Below are 18,482 nucleotides of genomic sequence, written 5' to 3'. Positions count from 1 at the left end.
TTTATGCCGCCTGTTCGTGCCGCCGCTTCACGTTGCCGCCTCGTGCCAGCGCATGATGGCGGCCCAGATGTCGGCGGCTGTTTCGCAGAAGACGAACAGCTTTGTGTCGGCCTCCGAGATCATGCCTTCGTCCACGAGGAAGTCGAAGTTGACGACGCTACGCCAGTACGCCTCGCCCACGAGCACGACGGGCAGCGGCTGGATCTTGCCGGTCTGCAGCAGCGTGAGCACTTCGAAGAGTTCGTCGCAGGTGCCGTAGCCGCCGGGGAAAAAGACGCCCGCCTTCGCGCGCTCGAGCAGATGCAGCTTGCGGATCGCGAAGTAGTGGAAGCGAAAGCACAGATCCGGCGTGACGTAGGGGTTGGGGTATTGCTCCCTCGGCAGCGAGATGTTGAGGCCGATGCTGGGCGCGTGCTGCTCGAAGGCGCCGCGATTGGCGGCTTCCATGATGCCGGGCCCGCCGCCCGTGATGATGGCGAGCTTGGGCAGCACCGAACTGCCCGCGGTGCTGCCCACGAGTTCGCCCAGTTCGCGCGCCACGTCGTAGTAGTGGCTGCGAGCGAGCAGGCGCTCGGCGACTTTCACGGCGCGCGCCTGTTCGGCGTCATCCGGTTGCGCCGACGCCGCCGCGCGCGCCTCGGCAAGCCGGCGCCGCGCGACGGCGGGTGCCGCAATGCGCGTGCTGCCGTACACCACGACCGTGTGCTCGATGGCCTGCTGCTGGAGGCGCTGCTCGGTCTTCCAGTAGTCGAGCTGCAACCGCACGCCGCACATTTCGGGGCTTTGCAGGAAGGCGGCGTCTTCGTCGGCTTGCAGATACGTGGGGCTCGTCACGAGCCGGCGCACGCGCGCCGGCAGCCCGAGCGGCAGCGCGTGGGCATCTACTGCACTCGTCGCACGCCGGTTGGACGCAGCGGGCGCTGAACTAAGGCGCTTCTTCAACATGAGCTTTTCAAGGTTCGTGGCCGGCGCCGATGCCGGCGGCGAATTCCACGATACGAGGCATCCGTTGCGCGCGATTGATCGTCGTCAAGGGCTCACCGCATGCACGTGGGCGCGCGTGCTGCGCGCACGCATGACGCTGCGGACGTTCCCTGCGCGCATTAGCCTGCTTGACGCATATCAACGGGAAAAGGGCGTAAGCGGCAATGATGTCTACAACGCTCAACCGTTCGATCCAATGCTTGAACGGCCTTCGTGAGCAGTCTTCATGAGCAGCAACAGAGCGCCGCATCGGATGGCGGGAGGTAACCATGGGAATCGGCATGCAGATCGTCTATCTCGGCTTTGCTGGATCGGCACAGATAGAAGCAGAGGCCGGTGCCCAGCTCGTGCGCCTTTTTCGCTTTGCGAGCGGGCTTGCGGGCTGCCACCTCGCCATCGAACTCATGCGTTCGAACGGCGATCGCGATCATCCACGCTACGACGCGCGGCTCGATCTGATCACGCCTTCTCACGAACTGAAGCCCGTGCGCCATTGCACGAGCGACGATCCCAATACGGCGGTCAGGCAGGCTTTCGACGAAGCCGAGAAGCAGCTGGAGCAGTTGGAGTTGGAGTCGGGGAAGCGATAGCGCCGCGCCGGCGCGCGACAGAGCGGCAACGCGAAGGGGCGGTTAGCCCCTCTCCATCCGGTTCGCCGCTTGATGTAACAACAGGAGTAACGACAGGAGGTGAACGGTAGCGACAGTTAGACCGGCCCTGCGAACAGGCCGCTTTCCGGCGCTGTCTTCATCTCGTCGACGCATTGCACGTGCCAGTGGCCGCTCACGGCCGGGTGATGCGAATGCCGGTGCCACAGCACGCGCCCGGTTTCGCCTTCGAACGGACCATTCGCCGCGCCCAGATCGAGCCCTTCGAGTTCGCAGAGCACGCGCTCTGTCGCAGGGTCTGCGATGCGCGTGGTGCCGTCTGTCGTGGCCAGGTTCCCCCACTCGGGAAGATGCATGCCGGCGTGCCCTTCGCGCGACCACTTGCGCGCCTCGTTGTCGAGCCAGAGGATCGCGTAGACCGCGGGATCGGTGCTGTCGAACGTGTCGAGATGGATGGTGATGCGCATGGCGTTCTCTCCAGTGGTGGGGCGTGCAGTGCAGTGCGCCTACTGCGTCATGACCCATTGGATCAGCGTATGGGCGTCCTCGGGCGAAAGCGGACCGCCGCGCTCGGGCGGCAGCGGCATCGGCGTGTCGCCCCAATGGGCGCGGCCGCCCAGGCGCAGCTTCTGTTCGAGCATCACGGTGGCGTCGGGCACCTTGCGATAGCGTTCGGCGATCTGATGAAACGAAGGCGCGAGAAACGGCGAGTCCGACGTATGGCAGAACATGCAGTGCTGCTGATCGACCAGCTCAGTGGGTTCGGCCATCCGCTTCGTTTGCTGCGCGTGCGCCGCGCCGCTGCCGGCGAGCCCTGCCAGACCCGCAAAGCCCGCGAGCAACGCCGCGCAAGCGCCCATGTTCTTGTATGTGGCCTTCATGTCTCATGCTCCTCAATGACGCTCGATTCCGGATCCAGTCTAAAAGGGACGCCGGTTCAGTCATTGATGCGCGTCAAGGTGGCTGTGGCGCGGCGAAGGCGCGCGTTGGAGCCGGCCTGAAGGTGCCCTGAAAGTGCCCTGAAGTTGCCCTGAAGTTGCCCTGAAGTTGCCCTGAAGCGGCCTGGCGCCGCCCTCAATCCGACATCGAGCCGGCATTGAGCCGACACTGAGCCGGCAAGCCGCGACGTTGCGCGATGCCCTCACGACACCACGTCGGCAAGCGGTCGCCTCGGTGCGTGCATGGCATCGGGGCCGCGGCCGATGCGCAGCAACAGCTGCGGCGTGGACGTCGTGCCGAGCGCCGCCCGCAGCCGCTCGCGCAGCTCCGGCGTTTCGATGGGCTGGTTCAGATACGACGCGGTGTAGCCCTCGTGGACCGCGGTCAGCAGCAGGCGTTCGAGCGCCTGGCCCGTGGCGAGCCACGCTTCGGCGTTGTCGGCGCCGGTGGAGAGGGCTACGAGGAGCGGCGAGCCTTCCACGAGCCGGTGATGCGCCGCGGCCATGCCGCCGCCCACGTCGAAGGTGCGAATCACCGAGGTCAGGAGCGGCGCCGCGACGTCGAGCAGCGCGGGCACGCCCGCCGCGTAGGCCGGCATGCCGTCGTCGCTGCGGCGCGGATGCACCCAGCTCGCCAGTTCGCGGCGAAAGCGCGCGTCCGCGAACTGAACGCGGTCGGCATCGGCGATGAGTTCGGCAATGCGCTCGCGCTGCGCGGGGGCGTCGATGCACGCGACGTCCGCACCCTCGGCCGCGCCGGCTTCGATCAAGCGGCGCTGCGCGGCGGGCGGGACCGGTTCGTCGGCGAACGCGGCGCGCGTCGTCATGCGTCGCACGATGGCGGGAAAGAGCGCCTCGAGCGAGGCATCGCGATGGCCGCCGGGCACGATGCGCACGTGGGCCAGCACGTCGGGGTCGGCATGCGACGGAAACACCGTGATCGCGTAAGCGAGGCCGAAGTGCTGCAGCGCCACGCGCAGATTGAAGAGTGCCGCGCCGCAACTGATGATGAGTTCGCGGTCGAAGGGATCCACGACGGGTAGCGCGCGCAGGCGGTCGGCGCATAGCGTCACCGCGTCGCGGTCCACGATGAAGCGCCAGGGCTGCGTGTTGTGGCTCGACGGCGCGAGCACCGCGTACTGGAGCGCGAAGCGCAACTTTTCTTCGACGCTGGCGGACGGTGCGAGCCGTTGTTCGTCGACATCCCACGCGGCGGAACGCGTAACATGGTCCATCTTGCGGCCTCCCTCGGCTGATACGGAAGATGAGCGGAACGTGCGGCATCTTCGCAATGAGTGCAACGAGCGGAATGCGAAGCCGCCGCATGCAGGCACCGCGCCGCCATTCGATTTATCGTCGCAGCGCGCGGTGGGGGCGGAGTTGATGCAGGTCAGCGAAGGAGAGACAGCGTGCGCGCGATGGTATTCGACGGCTCAGGACCGTATCTCAAGGAAATGTCGTTGCCCGACCCGGTGCCCGAAGCCGGGCAACTGCTGATCGACATCCACGCGTGCGGCGTGTGCCGTACCGACCTGCACGTTGTCGATGGCGAGCTCACCGAACCGAAACGGCCCGTCATTCCGGGCCACGAAATCGTGGGCACCGTGGCCGCGTTGGGCGAGGGCGTAACGGGCTTCGCCGTGGGCGACCGCGTGGGCGTGCCGTGGGTTGGGCACACCTGCGGACATTGCCGCTATTGCCTCGCGCACCGCGAGAACCTCTGCGACGATCCGCGCTTCACGGGCTATACGCTCGACGGCGGCTATGCCGAGCGCACCGTCGCCGACAGCCGCTACTGTTTCCATCTCCCCGAGCGTTACAGCGACGTTGAAGCCGCGCCGCTTCTCTGCGCGGGACTGATCGGCTACCGCACGTTGAGTATGGCGGGCGACGCGCAACGTATCGGCATCTACGGCTTCGGCGCGGCGGCGCACATCGTTGCGCAGGTGGTGCGCCATCAAGGCCGCGAAGTCTATGCGTTCACGCGCAGCGGCGACGCTGCCGCCCAGGGGCTCGCGCAGCGTCTGGGGGCCGTATGGACGGGTGGCAGCGACGAGATGCCCCCCGCGCCGCTCGACGCCGCGCTGATTTTCGCGCCCGTGGGCGCACTCGTCCCGCTCGCGTTGCAAGCGGTGGTGAAGGGCGGCACGGTGGTCTGCGGCGGCATCCATATGAGCGACATCCCGTCGTTTCCCTACGCGTTCCTGTGGGGCGAGCGGCGTGTGGTGTCGGTGGCGAATCTCACGCGCGAAGACGGCCAGGCCTTCATGCGCATTGCCGGCGCAGTGCCGCTCGCCATCGAGACAACGCCGTACGCGCTAACGGACGCAAACCGGGCGCTGGACGATTTGAGAGCGGGGCGCGTTTCGGGAGCGGCGGTGCTGGTGATGAGGTGAGCGTGGCAGGCGCGGCCTGCTTCGCTTAAAAGCTCGATAGCCGCGGCAAGCTCGATGGGCCGGGGACCGCCCTGAACTTGCAGTCAAACGCCCTGGGGATGGGACGCCGCCGCATACCCCGCGGCAGCATCCAGGCACGCCGCGGCGATCTGTTCGACCACGGGCGCCCACTGTCCCGGCTCCGCTTGCCGGAACAAGCGCATCGTTGCCGGATACCAGGGCGAATCCATTCGCCCGCGCACCCATCGCCAGTCGAGCCCCAGCGCCGGAAGCATGACCCAGCACGGCTTGCCCAACGAACCGGCAAGATGCGCGACCGCGGTGTCTACGCTGATCACCAGATCGAGCTGCGCGATGAGCGCCGCACTATCGGCGAAATCGGTGATGTCCGGTGCGGCATCGAGCACGAAGGGGCCGCCCTCGAGCGCGCTCACCTCGGCTTCCGCTTGCCCCTTCTGCAAACTCACGAAGCTGACGCCCGGCACGTTCAGCAACGGCCGCAACGTTTCGAGCGAGGGCAGGGACCGGTTGCGATCATTGCCGTGACCGGCATGGCCTTTCCAGACGAGGCCGATTTTGAGTCCCTTCAGCGGCGCCACCCGAGCCCGCCACGTCTCGACGAGCGCCCCATCCGGCTGCAGGTACGCGGCGGGGGGAATGGACCCGAGCGTGGTACCGGCAAGGTGCGCGATGCTGAGCGGCAACGTCCAGTAGTCGTGCGGGGCGCGCGCAAGATCGGAATGGCCATCGACCACTGCGTCGATCCCCGGCAGGCTGCGGAACAACCGGTGCAGCGCCGGCGCGCAGGCGAGCGTGATCCACGCCGCGCCGCGCGCTTTCAGCAACGAGAGATAGCGCCCGAACTGGATCATGTCGCCGAAGCCCTGTTCCTGCCAGACGAGCACGGCCTTGCCTTGCAGCGATTGCCCCTGCCATTGCGCGTAGGCAACGCCGGGAGGCGCCGCGGTCCGGTCCGTCAAAGCGGCGTCGTAGCGGGCTTCGAACAGCGGCCAGCCTTCTTCGAACCGGCCGAGGCTCAACAGCAGCGCGCCGAGCTTGCACCGGGCGTCGGCGTAGTGGGGGTCGATTGCGAGCGCTTTCCGGTAGGTGGCTTCCGCTTCCTGCAAGCGCTCCAGTTCGACGAGCACCGTCCCGAGACTGTGAAGCAGAACCGGATGATCGGGAAACAGCGAAAGTGCCTGGCGGCAGGCGGCCTCGGCATCCGGCAAGCGGCCGCACGTCTTCAGCAAGGCACACAGATTGTGGTGCGCCTCGAGGTAGTCGGGGCGCACCGCCAGCGCCGCGCGGTAGCACGTCTGCGCCTCGGCAGATCGATCGAGACCATGCAGCAGCACGCCCAGGTTGTAATGCGCTTGAGCGCAGTGCGGGTCGGCTTCGATCGCCATCCGCCAATAGCGTTCGGCATCGAGCTTGTGATCCAGATGCAATGCGCAAGCCGCGGCCAGATTCAACGCCTGCGCCCGCTCAGCGCCATCGGGCACACCCGCTTCGAGCACCGGCTCGAGTGCGCTCAACGCCGCGGCTACGTTGCCGCTGGAATAAAGCGAGACCGCCGTCTGGTATCGGTCGGCGCCCGAGGGCAGATTCGATTGTGCGGGGTCCATCGATGGTCTCGTTGTGTGCGTCGAACGTGATGGATCGGGATTCTACGCAGTTTCGCCATCAGGCCGCCGCACGAACTGCGCCTCGTCTCACCTGCGCCTGCCCACCCCCAACGCCACCCCGACCAGCCCCACCGAAACCGCCGCAAAAATCCCGTCCGCCCAGAGGTGCCCTACGTACCTCGACAGCACCGCCACGCCCACAGCCGGCAGCGAATTGCCGCTATAGCAGCACAACAGATACGCCGACAGCAGTTCAGCGCGATGCTCCGGCGGCGCGATGCGGTTGACCTCCTGGAGGCTGCCGCGAAATCCGTAGGCGGAGGCGATCCCGCATAGGGCGGTCGCCCCGATCAGCACCGCGATCGATCCGGCCACCTGCGCCCACAGCAGCAGCGCGAGGCTCGGCGGGAGCAGCCACAAGCCGGCGAACATCGTGGCACGGGCCGTGAGCGTGGGCGTCAGGACGACTGTGGCCGCGCCCACTGCAAACAGTTCGGCCACCACGGCGCCGCTGAGCGCGGGGCTATGCACGTGCATGCTGTTCGCGAGCAGGTTGGGCAGCAGCGCGGCGTAGAAACCGAGCAGCGCGAAGGTGGCGAACGCCGTGACAGCGGGCGCCACGAACGCGGCGCGCGCTTGTCCAGGCACGCCGATACGGGGCCTGAAAGACAGAGGCTGGCTGGCGTGCGTCGAGTGCTCGACGGTCTCGCGCGTGCGCAGAGTGAGCGCGGCGGTCACGAACAGGATCAGCAGGTAGACCACGTAGACGGTGCGCAGCGGCCACGGCGCGAATTGCGCGAGCAGGCCCGCCACCGCCACGCCACCGGCGAGACCGGCCAGGTTGACGGCTGCGGCGAGCCGGCTCGCGGGCGCCTTGTCTTTGGCCGAGTGCAGGTCGGCGATCCACGCGGTTGCCGTCGCCGCGCCCACGCCGATGGCGAGGCCGCTCGCGGCCCGCGCGATGAAAAGCAGCGCGGGATGGATGGCCAGCAGGAACAGCAGCGCACTCGTGCCGCCCACGGCGAGCACCAGCAGGCTCACGGGCCGCCGGCCGGCCTGGTCGGACACGCGTCCCATTGCGAGCAGCGCGCCCAGATTGCCCACCACATACGTCGCATAGACGAGCGTGATGGTCAGGTCGGACAAGCCGAATGCGCGCTGATAAAGCGGGTAGAGCGGCGTGACGAGGGTACTGCCGGCATAGAGCGTGCCGAGCAGCACGGCGGCCGCGACGAGCGATGCGTGACCGCTCAGCGCCGCGGGCTGCGAGAGGCGTGCGTGCATGGCGTCCTCCGCGGTGTAGATACCCCGACGAAGGCAGCAAGGCTTGTTCCGCCGCGGCGCGTCAGGCCTGTAGCTGGCGCGGTAGGGCCCCGTGGGCGGGCGGCATGGCCCGGTGCGGCCTGGCGCCTGGCCTGGCGCAGCGCAGCGCCACACGGCGTGGCGTGGCCTGGCCTGGTCGGGCCCGGCACTGCGGGCCACATCGGCCCGGCCCACGCTCAGGCGGTGCTTTTTGCCGCCTGAATCATCTTCCAGCCGTTGCCGGCGGGGTCGCGAAAGCCGGCGTCCACGCTGCCGAAGCGGTCTACCGGTTCCTGGGTGAACTCCACGCCGCGTTCTCTGAGTTGGGCGTAGCTGGCCCGACAGTCGTCGACGGAAAGCACGAGCGGCGGCATGGCGCCCTTGGCCACCATGGCGAGCAAGGTTTGCGCGGTGGCGGCGTCGTGGATGGGCGGCCCAGGCAGAAACAGACCCAGCTGGAACGACGGCTGGTCGGGGTGCTGCACCGTCAGCCAGCGGTACGGGCCGTTGCTTACGTCCGTATGCACGCGAAAGCCGAGTTTGTCGACGTAGAACGCGAGCGCTTCGTCCTGGTTGTCGACGTAAAGGCCCACCACGTTGATGCCCTGATTCATGACGCCTCCTCCTGGGTAGATGGCGCGAATGTAGCGCCGGCCGCGCGGCGGCGCTTCTCCAAAACTGCGATGGTGAGGTCGGGACGCTGCGCGGCCTTCAGCACGCAGGCGGGGATGCGCTCCAGTTCGCGCGTGCCGGCCTGCTCCGTGCGTGTCGCGGCGCGCAGGGTGCCGGGGCTTTGGCCCGTGACGTCGCGAAACACGCGTCCGAACGTGCCGAGGCTCTCCCAGCCCGTGGCGAAGGCGATCTCGGTGACACTCAGTTCGGTGTCGCGCAGCAGGGCGATGGCCTGCTCGATGCGACGCGTGAGCAGATAGCGGTGCGGCGGCACGCCGAAGGCACGCTTGAACGAGCGCGCGAAGTGGGCCTCGGAGACGCCGCTGACCTGCGCAAGACGCCTGACGGGCCAAGCCTCGTGCGAGGCGGCGTCCATGCGGTCTTTGGCGCGCAGCAGGCGGCGCAGCAGGGCGGGGTCTTCGAGGGCGCCGTCGGTTGCCGAAGCGGGGCACGAAGCAGGGCGCGAAGCTGGCGAGGCGGCACGACGGTCTGATCGGGCGGGCATGCGTCTTCGGACTCTTCGGACAGTGGGCTGGCGGGATGCCGTAGTTTAGGCTGCATCGTGCGGCAGGAGTGAAGGTGGCAGGGGCCAGCCGAAGCTGGCCGGGCCTCAGGCCCCATGCTGCGCGGCACCAGACAGCACCAGACAGCACCAGTTGTCCCCAGATCAGCCCTAGCCGAATGGCAGCAGTCTGGCGTTTTGCACGGCCTTGTCCTGCCGGCGGCGCGATCACGCCGCACGTAGTACGCTTCGCGCCAGAGCCTGCCCGCCTGTCATTCCCGAATTGGACCGCCATGCCCTCACATTTCTCCTGCACGATGTGCGGCCGCTGCTGCCGGGACCTACGTCTTCCGTTGAGCCTTGCCGAAGCGGCGGGCTGGCTGCGCGACGGCGGAGAAACACAGTTGCTCTGCGACGCGATTCCGTGGCCCGTCGAGCCGGCCGCCGACGATCGCCTCGCGGCCTACAAGTTCAGGCGTTCCTTCCCGGCGATGAGCGGCACGCTGCCGTTACGCGTAATCGTGACCGTCGTGGCCGCGTTCGACGGGCCGTGCCCGCATCTGCAAGCCGACCTGCGCTGCGGTGCGTACGATCGCCGGCCGCGCGTATGTCGCATTTATCCGGCGGAGATCAATCCGTTCATCGAGCTTCAGCCGGCCGCCAAACTGTGTCCACCCGAGGCATGGGATGAACGTCATCCCGTGCTCGAAGTGGCGGGGCGTTATGCGGACCCGTCGCTCGTGGCGACTATCGAGGCTTTCCGCGAGGCCGATATCCACGACGTCGGGGCTAAACGCAAACTCTGCGACGTGCTGGGCGTGCGCACGGCGGCGTTGGCGAACGAGGGCTTTGTGGTGATCGCGCCGGGGCGCGAGGCGATGGCGAATGCAATCGCTGCGGCAATGCGCGAGGACGAAGTCGTTGGCGAAGATGCGAACCCGGCATCGTGGACCTTGATTTCGAACCGTCGCAGCACACGTGACACGTTGGCTTCCGTCGATGCAGAAGCACGCGCACCGGACGCCTTGCCCGACCTGCACGAATACCTCGGGTTTCACGCGGCAAGCGGCGAGTGATTGGGCGGGCGGTGATGGGCGAATGGCCGGTAGGTCGGTTATTGCACGTGAGCGCGCCCGTGCCGCGTTCATCGACGGCCCTTCCTAATGGGGTTTCTTGACCCGTGGCTTTTTGTAACGTATCGTTATGCGACGTTATTAAGCCGGGCTGCCTCCCATGCATTCACGCTTTGACCGCTTTCGCGCCACCCCAATCGGGATACAACTCGAAGCGCTAATCGAGTCACCCGACCGCTATATCGAGTTCGCAGCGCTTTCCCGCGTTGGAATGGCCGCCATCGCCGCAATCGCGGACGAACTCGCCGAGAAATTTCCCGAGATAGAGGAGGACACCACCGCGCGGCAGTTTTGCGGGGCGATGGTGGCCGAGGTGATGCGGCGCCACGGCCATGAAGTGGTTCAGGCGAGAGGGCGCGTCGGGCAACCGCTTTTCAGCTACGGCGCCGTGTTCAGTCAGCGGCCCGTGACGCTGCCGTTCGCGGAAGTGGTCGACGCGCTGGCGGTCATGCCACAGAAGCTATCTGGCTTCGTTTCGCGCGTACCGGAAATGTGCTGGACGCTTCGGCCGCGCGGAACGGGCTTTTCGCTCGTCGAACACGTATGCCATCTTCGCGACCTCGATGCAGTATTTGCCGAGAGAATCCGCGCTGTGCGCACAAGAGCGTTGCCACGCATCGAATCGGTGGATGGCACGGCGCTCGCCGAGGAAAGGAATTATCTGGCCGCGAATCTGCGCGAGGCCGAGGCGACTTTCGTTCTCTCACGTCAGCGCCTGTGCGACTCGGTCAGGAAGCTCAAGCCTGCGGAGCTTGTTCGCTGCGGATTGCGCGACGGCGTACGAAGAATGACGCTCGAAGAACTCGTGCGAGAACTACTCGACCACGATCGCACGCATTGGCTCGAACTCGAGGAGCTGGAAGTCGAACTCGATGCGCTTGCCGGCGCGAGTTGAGACCTTGGCCGGCGATCAAGAGCTACGAGAATCTCCGTCGACATCAACAGCCCAAAAAAAAGACGGCGCATTGCTGCGCCGTCAAAGCACACACCTCTTTCGAGGCACTTGCACCCACTCATTCGCCGGAACCATCCGGCTAACCTTACGTCCTCAACATTGGCCGCACTGTCATGCGCGGCCAACAGACATGCTGCGTACTGCCGCGTGCAACGCTCACACGCGAGCCAATCCTTCCATATTCGTGATGCGGATCTGCTTGCCGTGCGTATCGACGAGCTTCTCGCGCTGGAACTTCGAGAACATCCGGCTGACCGTTTCGAGCTTCATGCCCAGGTAGCAGCCAATTTCTTCGCGCGTCATGCGCAGGTGGAATTCGGAGGCCGAGTAGCCACGGGACTTGAAGCGGCTCGACAGATTCAGCAGGAACGTGGCGAGGCGCTGCTCCGCGCTCATCGTGCCCAGCAGCATCATGAGACCCGACTCGCGGACGATCTCGCCGCTCATCATCTGGTGCACGTGATGCTGCATCGACTTCACTTCGCGGCACACCACTTCGAGCAGGCCGAACGGAATGATGCAGACCTGGCTGTCTTCCAGCGCGACGGCGTCGCAGCTGTGGCGGCCCGCGTAGACACCGTCGAGGCCCATCGCATCGCCGGCAATCTGGAAGCCCGTTACCTGCTCGCGGCCATCGCGATGAATCACCACGGTCTTGAACGAACCGACGCGCACCGCGTAGATGCTCTGGAACGCATCGTTGCCGCGATACAGCGCTTCGCCGCGGCGCACGTTGCGCGTGGTGCAGATGATCGAGTCGAGCCGTTCGAGCTCCGCCGTGGTCAGGCTGGGCGGCAGGCAGATGGCGCGCATCGAGCAGGTGGAGCAGCGCGTCACGGCGCGCTTGGCGGTGTCGGCACGCGTATCGGCCGGTGCGTCGACAGGGGCAATCGGGTACGTCTGATAGCCGGTGTGGGGCGAGCCAGACGAAACAGCTACGTCGCAGGCGGTACTCGAATACATGTCAATCTCCTAGGCGACAGCACGCGTGCGATGCGTGCGGGCAATTGCTTCAACGGCGCTGCGGGCTTCTTCGAATTCGGCTGTCTTGTCGAAGAAGTACTGCGCTCCCGCCGCGAGGCTTGCTTCGCGAAATGCCGGACCTGCGTGATTCGTCAACATCATCGTGACCACAGGCTGGTTCGCTGCGGTAACGGCTTCAATCAGTTCGAGGCCGTTGCCTTGCGCGAGCCGTAGATCGGCGATCACGAGATCCGGGCAGGATGTTGCAATTCCTTCGAGCGCGGCGGATACGTCTTCCGCTTCTCCCACCACGCACACTCCGTCGATCCTGCCGAGCGAGAGCGAGATTCTTCGCCTCACCGGTACCGAGTCTTCCGCGAGGAAGACTTTCAGCTTGGCGGACCGTTCTGATTTCATGGGTGCAAGTATGGTCTGCGATTCACGGAATTTAAATCGGCGACGGTTGAACTTTCAGTAGGGCGGAAGGAATGCGTGTAGGTCGATTCCTACAGCGGGCGGGGTGTTTGCCGGGCGGCCGGTGTGCCCTGTGAGGCCTTGAATGCGGCGATATGCCGCCGTTCGGCTGGCTCGCGCTTTACTGCGCTTCATGCGCGATTCATCAGCGCTTTGGTTGATCTTTTTAGTCGGTCTTTCTAGTCGGTCTTTTAATCAGCGCTTTTATGAGCGCCTTGAGGAGTGTTGCGCAGGCGAGCGTGAAACGAACCGGAACAGGTTGCCCGCGCAACGGCAGGAGAGTGGGCAGCGGAACGCAAAGCGACGACGCAGGACATACCTTCGCGCCTTGCGGTTTTCGTCAGACTTCGTCGTTATCGTCGAACAGCTTGTGCCGCATCGCATAGCGCACCAGCGCGGCTTCGTGCGGCATCTGCATCTTTTCGAGAATGCGCGTTTTGTAGGTGCTCACGGTCTTCGCGCTCACGCATAGCTCCTGCGCGATTTCGGAGATGCTCTGGCCCGCCGCGATGCGGCGGAACACGTCGAACTCGCGGTCGGAGAGGCGCTGGTGCGGCAGCGTGTCCGCGGGCTCGTTGAGGCTCTGCGCGAAGCGCTCGGCCATGGCAAGGCTCACGTAGACACCGCCCGCGGCCACCTTCGTCACCGCGGAAACAAGCTCCGTGCTGGCACTTTCCTTCGTGAGATAGCCCGACGCACCCGCCTTAAACGCACGCACCGCGTATTGCTGCTCGGCATGCATGGTGAGCACGAGAATGCGCAGATTCGGTTTCTCGTCCTTGATCTGCCGGATCAGTTCGACGCCGTTGCGCCCTGGCATGGAAAGGTCGAGCACGAGCACCTGCGCTTCGGTGGAGCGTGTGAGCGCAATCGTCGTCGCGCCGTCCCACGCTTCGCCGGCCACCTCGAAGCCGCTGGCGTTCTGCAGGATATGGCGCAGCCCGTCGCGTACCAGCGTATGGTCGTCGGCGATCAGTACCTTGATCATGAAAGTGTCTCTTCCTGTTGCACGGCCTCGCGAGGGAAGGTGACGGTGAGGGCGAAGCCCTTGCCGTCGGCCGTGTCGATCGCAACCGAGCCGCCCAGCATATGGGCGCGCTCGCGAATGCCGATGATACCGAACGACTTGCCGGCGCGACCGTTCGTCCCATTCGCAAAGTGGGTACTGCCCGGGGCGTTGGCGCCGTCTGCGCCGGCAGGGTGGCTGCCGCGTCCGTTATCGCTCACGCGCAGCACGCAGAAGTTGCCCTCCACGCGCAGCATGAGTTCCACGCGCGTGGCCTCGGCATGCTTGGCGACATTGGTGAGGGCTTCCTGGACGATGCGAAAGAGCGTGGTCGCGCTCGTGCGCGAGAAATTCGTGTCGCCGGGGGCGATGCGCCGGTCCACCTCGATGCCGTAGCGGTGCGTGAAATCGCCCGCGAGCCAGTCGATGGCGGGCAACAGGCCCAGGTCGTCGAGCATCACCGGACGCAGGTCGGCGGCAATGCGGCGTACGGAAGCCACGGTGGCGTCGATGAGCCGCCGCATGCTGCGAAGCTGCTCCAGCGTGTCGGTGCTTGCGCCCGAATCGGGCCCCACCATGTGTTCCAGCGCGGAGAGATCCATTTTCAGGGCGGTGAGCTGCTGGCCCAGATCGTCGTGCAACTCGCGCGCGATGCGGGTCTTTTCCTCTTCGCGCACGTTTTGGAGGTTGGCGGAGAGTTCGCGCAATTCCTCGCGCGACTGCTTGAGATCGTTTTCAGCGCGCACGCGCTCGGTCACGTCGCGCAGCATCACCGTATAGAGCTTGCCGGTGGCGTCGCGAATCTGCGAGATCGAGGCTTCGATGGGGAATTCCTCGCCGTTCGCGCGCAGGCCATACAGCACGCGCTGGCGGCCCATCTGACGGTCGGAGACGCCTGTCACGCCGAACTGCTCGACGTGCCGCGCATGGCCTTCGCGGAACCGCTCGGGCAGAAAGCGCGCCAGCGGGGCGCCGATGGCGTCCATCGCGGAACAACCAAACACGCGTTCCGCCGCGGGATTGAAGATCACTATGCGCTGCGATTCGTCGATAGTGATGATGGCTTCCATCGACGAGCGAATGATGCCCATCATGCGGGCCTCGTTGAGCGTCGACTGGGTGCGCGATTCGCCCGCCACCTTGCGCGAGTCGGCGTAGAGGCGCGCGAGCACGAGGACGAGCGCTGCGAGCACGAGCGAAGCGACCACGCCGGCTACCGCTACCGTCGTCTCCACGCTGGCGTTGGCGGCCGCAGCCGCACTGCCGGCCGCCGACCAGGCCAGCGTAAACGTCGTGCCGCCGAACGAGAGCACGGTGGAGCGATGCAGCGCATTCGTGGACGACGTGTTCTCTTCGTCGCCGCTCGCGGTCGCGAAGACGGGCGCGGACGCCTGGCCCGTGTAGACCTGCAGGTCGAGGCCGCGCTCGCCGAAGCGGGCGGGGTCGAACAGGCGGTCGGGGTCGAGCCGGGCGAACAGGATGCCGGCGAGGTTGGCCTGCCGGTCCGTGGCCGTTGCCGGCGTGGCCGGGGTGCCGTACACCGCCAGATAGAGCCACAGCGGAGGGCGCTCGTCGGCGTTGTCCTGCGGACCTTGGCCGGGGCCAGGCGCGGCCAGCGCTACCTGCGCCGATTCCACCGCGCGCGAAAGCGCGACGCGGCTGTCCGGCGTATTGGGCAGCGCGAAAGCCGGGGCGTCTTCGGCCGCGGGGGCGACGAGCGTCGCCGTGAGGGGCACGGATGCTTCGGACGCGGCGCCGGGGAAGGTGCGGCCGCGCACGTCGGCGTAGCCCAGCACGCGTACGGGCGAGCGGCCGCCCTCGAGATCGAGCCGGTTGACATATTCGCGCCATGCCGCCGACGTGGGCGCGGGGACGGCACCCATCAGCCCGCGTGCGCCGTTCAGCACGGCGGCGCTGGCTGCGAGTTTCTGCTGAAGGACTGCGGTGACGCGCGTCGTGCGCTGCTCGAAGCGCGTTTCTCCGGCATGCGAGAGTTCCTGCTGCACGACCCACAAGGTTGCGAGCGTAGCGAGCAGCCCCGCCACGAGTGCCACGGTGGCTGCCAGCATGGGTTGCCGCGACAACCGCGGGCCGTTTCTGGCCGCCGCGGGGCCGGCGGATTGGGGACTAGCGGTCATGTGATTCCCGCCGTATCGAGCTCATAGGGACGCAGTCTCATGTCTGGATGCGGTGTGAATGTACGTCTTCGCGGGTTTGCGAATGCAATACCCACTTCGATCAAGGAAATTGTGAGCGAATTGTGACTGTTTTACACGGCTTGCGCCAGTCCGAAGGCCGCCCTGCGCCGGTCAGCGGGAGATCGGGCGGCTTTTCGCAGGCTTCTTGCGCGCTTTGCGCGGGGCGCGCGCCGGCGGTCTGCCGGAAAGCGGATGCATAGGGAATGCATTTCTGCCGCATTTCTGTTCTGGTTCGTTGCGGGCCGCACGCGAGGGCCTTGACCCCTCTTGCCGCTTGATCCTCGTCAACGACGCGGCCGGCCCCATCGCCAGACTGCTCGTTAAGCGCACTGCGCATCATCGCGTCGTGATGGGAGATGCGACGCGCCCTCTGCATTCAACGTCAAGGGCCTGGCCCGGGAGGCAAGATGTACAAGCGGATTCTGGTAGCGATCGACGGCAGCCGCAGCGCGCGGCGGGCGCTGGACGAGGCCGTGAAGATTGCTCAGGCGAGCGGGGCCGTGGTGGCGGCCGTCTATGTGGCGGAACACCACGCGCAACTCGTGGACGTCAACACGCCGTTCGCCGAGGACGTGCCGGCGGACACACGCGGGGGCTCGGCAACGGCCGCGCTCGAGGACGCCGAAGAACGCTTCCGCCAGCAGAAGGTGCAGGGCACGGCACGCGCCGTGGACGCCTACGGCGAAGACGTGGCCACGGTGCTGCGCCGCGCCGCGGATGAAACCGAGGCGGACCTGATCGTGATGGGCACGCGCGGGCTGCACGGCTTGCGGCGCCTGCTGCTGGGCAGCGTGGCCGAGGCGGTGCTGCGGACCGTGGACAGGCCGGTGCTGGTCGTGCGGTATGACGCGGAGGCGGCGGGCAGTCGCTGAGTATGTGCAGGACGGCGGATGGTGCGTGGAACGCGGCTGATGGGGGCCGCGTTCTGGCAGATGTGAGCAGGGTGGGCCTCCCAGGCTTTGGCGGTTGATTAGGTTGATTAAAGCCTCAGACGAATCGATCGTTAACTTGAGCCGCGACGTGGGGCCGAACGCTCGGCGCCGCCGTCGCTTCGCGAAGCGACTCGGTTACGACCAATACAAATCAAAGAGGGGACTACCCATCCCCGGCATTCCGGCCAGTCCGGCTGCGCCTGACGGGGCCTCCCTCTCAACGGATGAACTGCATGAGCAGATTCAGGCGGCACGCGCGGACCTGATACGGCTGGCCTGCGACCTGGCTGACCGCGAGGCCCCGCGCTGACGCATGGGGCTGCGAGGGAGCCCAGGCCGTCTTCCGCCTTTCCCCGCGAACGGACCATGCGTCCCGATGGCGCGCCGTCCGATGCAACGGGCACCGTCTTTGTCAAAGATGGTTAGCGGCCATAGACACCCCCGCACCTGCTCCGGTATGACTGACAGCTGATCTGTCATTCATTTCCTGCCGGACAGGGAGAGCACCGTTGACTCCTGCAACAGCGTATTCCGATGCCGCCGCACGCGCGGGCATCAACATCCACCCGTTCTACAGCCTGGACCTGAAGGGCACACCAGCCGCAGCGCTCGCGGACGTTTACGCGTTCGACGGCGAGCGCGGCATCGGCGAGCCGACGAAGTACACGATCCAGTTCACCCATCCCCGGCACGACCTGTCGCGTAGCGATTCACGATTCAACGTCACGGCGCTGCGCAACGTGGCGGTTGCGGCGGGCGAGGTGCTGTCGTTGTTCGCGCACCGGCACGGCATCAGGATCTTCGCGGCGCGCGGGAAGGTGCAGATACAGGCGCAGTCCGATGCGATGGAACTGGTGGCGCAGAAAAACGTGCAGATCACGAGTGCGGATGGCACGGCTACGGTCAATGCGGCCAATGGTGTGGTGTTGAGCGGCGGCGGCACGGCTTATATCAAGGTGCACGGCGACCACGTGGAGATCGGCGGGGCGGGCAGCCTGATCCTGAAGGTGCCGGACATCAGCAAGCAGGGGCCGGGGGCTCTGTCGCTGCCGGTGCCGAAGTTGGGGCGGATGGATATCGCAAACGACGAGCGTTTCATCCTGAGCGACGGCATCACGGGCCGCCCTGTCGCGAACCGCCCTTACCGGATCGAGCTTGCCGATGGGCAGATCGTTGAGGGCATGACTGGCGAACAGGGCGAGACCTCGCTGAGCCGCAAGGACGTTGCCCAGGGACTCAAGCTGACCTTGCCGAACCACAAGGAAGTCTGATTCATGAACGACAAGACCAATTCGCCCGATAGCGCGGCAGACAGTGCCGATGCGCCGAAGCCCTACCGGCATTCAATCGCCACGCGCGTCGTGCCGATGCAACGCGATCACCTGGGGCGGCCGTACTGGGAGTCCTATCACACGCCGTCGAGCTTCGAGGTGCGCGCCGAGTGCCGGATACCGCCGCACATGCCGGGCGTCATCATCTTCGTGCATGGCGTCAATTCCACCGGCGAGTGGTATGACGCGGCGGAACAGGCGTTGTGTGCCGGACTGAATGATCGTCTGCACCGAACAGAAGAAACGAAGCTAAAGGCAAATGCGTATATCACTGCGGACTCCGAAGGTCGCCCCATTCCACGCCAGCTCGATCCGACAAAGCGCGGACATTCGCCTGTGATCCGCTTCTACTGGGGCTACAGTGCGGCTTCGGGTACCGAACGGAACTGGCGTATTCCCCTTCGCAATCCACGCGGCGTCGATGCGTGGGCTCCCGAATGCACCAGCGATGGCTTCACCGGAA

Annotated in this window: 20 protein-coding genes; 8 read left to right on the top strand and 12 right to left on the bottom strand. The window is 66.2% G+C overall.

Translation table 11 applies throughout. From position 1 onward, the window contains the following. Window positions 1–27 precede the first annotated feature (27 nt). Entirely contained in the window at window positions 28–945 is a 918-nt protein-coding gene (locus PKKP23_RS12365; RefSeq protein WP_017775722.1) for an LOG family protein, read from the bottom strand. A gap of 16 nt (window positions 946–961) precedes the next feature. Between PKKP23_RS12365 and PKKP23_RS12360 the strand changes: the two genes are divergently transcribed. Then, on the top strand, window positions 962–1,201 hold the full coding sequence (locus tag PKKP23_RS12360) for a hypothetical protein (protein ID WP_126877109.1): 240 nt from the start codon (window positions 962–964) through the stop codon (window positions 1,199–1,201). A 52-nt stretch (window positions 1,202–1,253) separates the two neighbouring features. Next, window positions 1,254–1,574 carry a hypothetical protein gene (locus PKKP23_RS12355; protein WP_126877108.1) on the top strand — a complete coding sequence of 107 codons (321 nt, stop codon included), beginning with the start codon at window positions 1,254–1,256 and terminating at the stop codon, window positions 1,572–1,574. A gap of 116 nt (window positions 1,575–1,690) precedes the next feature. Here the strand turns inward: PKKP23_RS12355 and PKKP23_RS12350 are convergent, their stop codons facing one another. From PKKP23_RS12350 to PKKP23_RS12340, 3 genes are all read right to left on the bottom strand, one after another. Further along, window positions 1,691–2,059: a DUF3564 domain-containing protein gene (locus tag PKKP23_RS12350; protein ID WP_017775725.1), complete on the bottom strand. Its 369-nt coding sequence runs from the start codon at window positions 2,057–2,059 to the stop codon at window positions 1,691–1,693. Window positions 2,060–2,098: 39 nt separating this feature from the next. After that, complete coding sequence (locus tag PKKP23_RS12345) at window positions 2,099–2,473, bottom strand: c-type cytochrome (RefSeq protein WP_176048968.1); 375 nt, start codon at window positions 2,471–2,473, stop codon at window positions 2,099–2,101. Between the two features lie 260 nt (window positions 2,474–2,733). Further along, window positions 2,734–3,765 carry an Acg family FMN-binding oxidoreductase gene (locus PKKP23_RS12340; protein WP_126877107.1) on the bottom strand — a complete coding sequence of 344 codons (1,032 nt, stop codon included), beginning with the start codon at window positions 3,763–3,765 and terminating at the stop codon, window positions 2,734–2,736. A 174-nt stretch (window positions 3,766–3,939) separates the two neighbouring features. Here PKKP23_RS12340 and PKKP23_RS12335 point away from each other — a divergent pair, with 174 nt between their 5' ends. Continuing rightward, complete coding sequence (locus tag PKKP23_RS12335) at window positions 3,940–4,926, top strand: zinc-dependent alcohol dehydrogenase family protein (RefSeq protein WP_126877106.1); 987 nt, start codon at window positions 3,940–3,942, stop codon at window positions 4,924–4,926. 83 nt (window positions 4,927–5,009) lie between these two features. Here PKKP23_RS12335 and PKKP23_RS12330 read toward each other — a convergent pair whose 3' ends face one another. From PKKP23_RS12330 to PKKP23_RS12315, 4 genes are all read right to left on the bottom strand, one after another. Beyond that, window positions 5,010–6,551 carry a tetratricopeptide repeat protein gene (locus PKKP23_RS12330; protein ID WP_126877105.1) on the bottom strand — a complete coding sequence of 514 codons (1,542 nt, stop codon included), beginning with the start codon at window positions 6,549–6,551 and terminating at the stop codon, window positions 5,010–5,012. 87 nt (window positions 6,552–6,638) lie between these two features. Further along, on the bottom strand, window positions 6,639–7,835 hold the full coding sequence (locus PKKP23_RS12325; RefSeq protein ID WP_126877104.1) for an MFS transporter: 1,197 nt from the start codon (window positions 7,833–7,835) through the stop codon (window positions 6,639–6,641). A gap of 215 nt (window positions 7,836–8,050) precedes the next feature. After that, window positions 8,051–8,467, bottom strand: a complete 417-nt coding sequence (locus PKKP23_RS12320; protein ID WP_126877103.1) for a VOC family protein — start codon at window positions 8,465–8,467, stop codon at window positions 8,051–8,053. Then, complete coding sequence (locus PKKP23_RS12315) at window positions 8,464–9,030, bottom strand: helix-turn-helix transcriptional regulator (RefSeq protein ID WP_126877102.1); 567 nt, start codon at window positions 9,028–9,030, stop codon at window positions 8,464–8,466. Before PKKP23_RS12315 ends, PKKP23_RS12320 begins: the two co-directional genes overlap by 4 nt. A gap of 290 nt (window positions 9,031–9,320) precedes the next feature. Between PKKP23_RS12315 and PKKP23_RS12310 the strand changes: the two genes are divergently transcribed. Both PKKP23_RS12310 and PKKP23_RS12305 read left to right on the top strand, forming a co-directional pair. Beyond that, window positions 9,321–10,103: a YkgJ family cysteine cluster protein gene (locus PKKP23_RS12310; protein ID WP_168724563.1), complete on the top strand. Its 783-nt coding sequence runs from the start codon at window positions 9,321–9,323 to the stop codon at window positions 10,101–10,103. A 157-nt stretch (window positions 10,104–10,260) separates the two neighbouring features. Continuing rightward, entirely contained in the window at window positions 10,261–11,055 is a 795-nt protein-coding gene (locus PKKP23_RS12305) for a DinB family protein (RefSeq protein ID WP_126877101.1), read from the top strand. 216 nt (window positions 11,056–11,271) lie between these two features. Here PKKP23_RS12305 and fnr read toward each other — a convergent pair whose 3' ends face one another. The 4 genes from fnr to PKKP23_RS12285 form a co-directional block, all read right to left on the bottom strand. Beyond that, on the bottom strand, window positions 11,272–12,078 hold the full coding sequence (fnr, locus tag PKKP23_RS12300) for a fumarate/nitrate reduction transcriptional regulator Fnr (RefSeq protein WP_017775733.1): 807 nt from the start codon (window positions 12,076–12,078) through the stop codon (window positions 11,272–11,274). Between the two features lie 9 nt (window positions 12,079–12,087). Next, entirely contained in the window at window positions 12,088–12,495 is a 408-nt protein-coding gene (locus PKKP23_RS12295; protein WP_026121649.1) for a response regulator, read from the bottom strand. 397 nt (window positions 12,496–12,892) lie between these two features. Next, window positions 12,893–13,540 carry a response regulator gene (locus tag PKKP23_RS12290; protein ID WP_017775735.1) on the bottom strand — a complete coding sequence of 216 codons (648 nt, stop codon included), beginning with the start codon at window positions 13,538–13,540 and terminating at the stop codon, window positions 12,893–12,895. After that, complete coding sequence (locus PKKP23_RS12285; RefSeq protein WP_126877100.1) at window positions 13,537–15,627, bottom strand: PAS domain S-box protein; 2,091 nt, start codon at window positions 15,625–15,627, stop codon at window positions 13,537–13,539. Before PKKP23_RS12285 ends, PKKP23_RS12290 begins: the two co-directional genes overlap by 4 nt. Before the next feature lie 536 nt (window positions 15,628–16,163). Here PKKP23_RS12285 and PKKP23_RS12280 point away from each other — a divergent pair. The 3 genes from PKKP23_RS12280 to PKKP23_RS12270 all read left to right on the top strand — a co-directional run. Beyond that, entirely contained in the window at window positions 16,164–16,628 is a 465-nt protein-coding gene (locus tag PKKP23_RS12280) for a universal stress protein (RefSeq protein ID WP_017775737.1), read from the top strand. A gap of 569 nt (window positions 16,629–17,197) precedes the next feature. Further along, window positions 17,198–17,959 carry a DUF2345 domain-containing protein gene (locus tag PKKP23_RS12275; RefSeq protein WP_126877099.1) on the top strand — a complete coding sequence of 254 codons (762 nt, stop codon included), beginning with the start codon at window positions 17,198–17,200 and terminating at the stop codon, window positions 17,957–17,959. Between the two features lie 3 nt (window positions 17,960–17,962). Then, the coding region (locus PKKP23_RS12270; protein WP_420873220.1) for a T6SS effector phospholipase Tle3 domain-containing protein at window positions 17,963–18,482 on the top strand (520 nt) is incomplete at its 3' end.

This window comes from Paraburkholderia kururiensis JCM 10599 = LMG 19447 (genome assembly GCF_003986935.1).
Classification (GTDB): domain Bacteria; phylum Pseudomonadota; class Gammaproteobacteria; order Burkholderiales; family Burkholderiaceae; genus Paraburkholderia; species Paraburkholderia kururiensis.
Note: the sequence above shows the minus strand (reverse complement) of the source record. Positions and strands in the feature narration are given on the sequence as shown.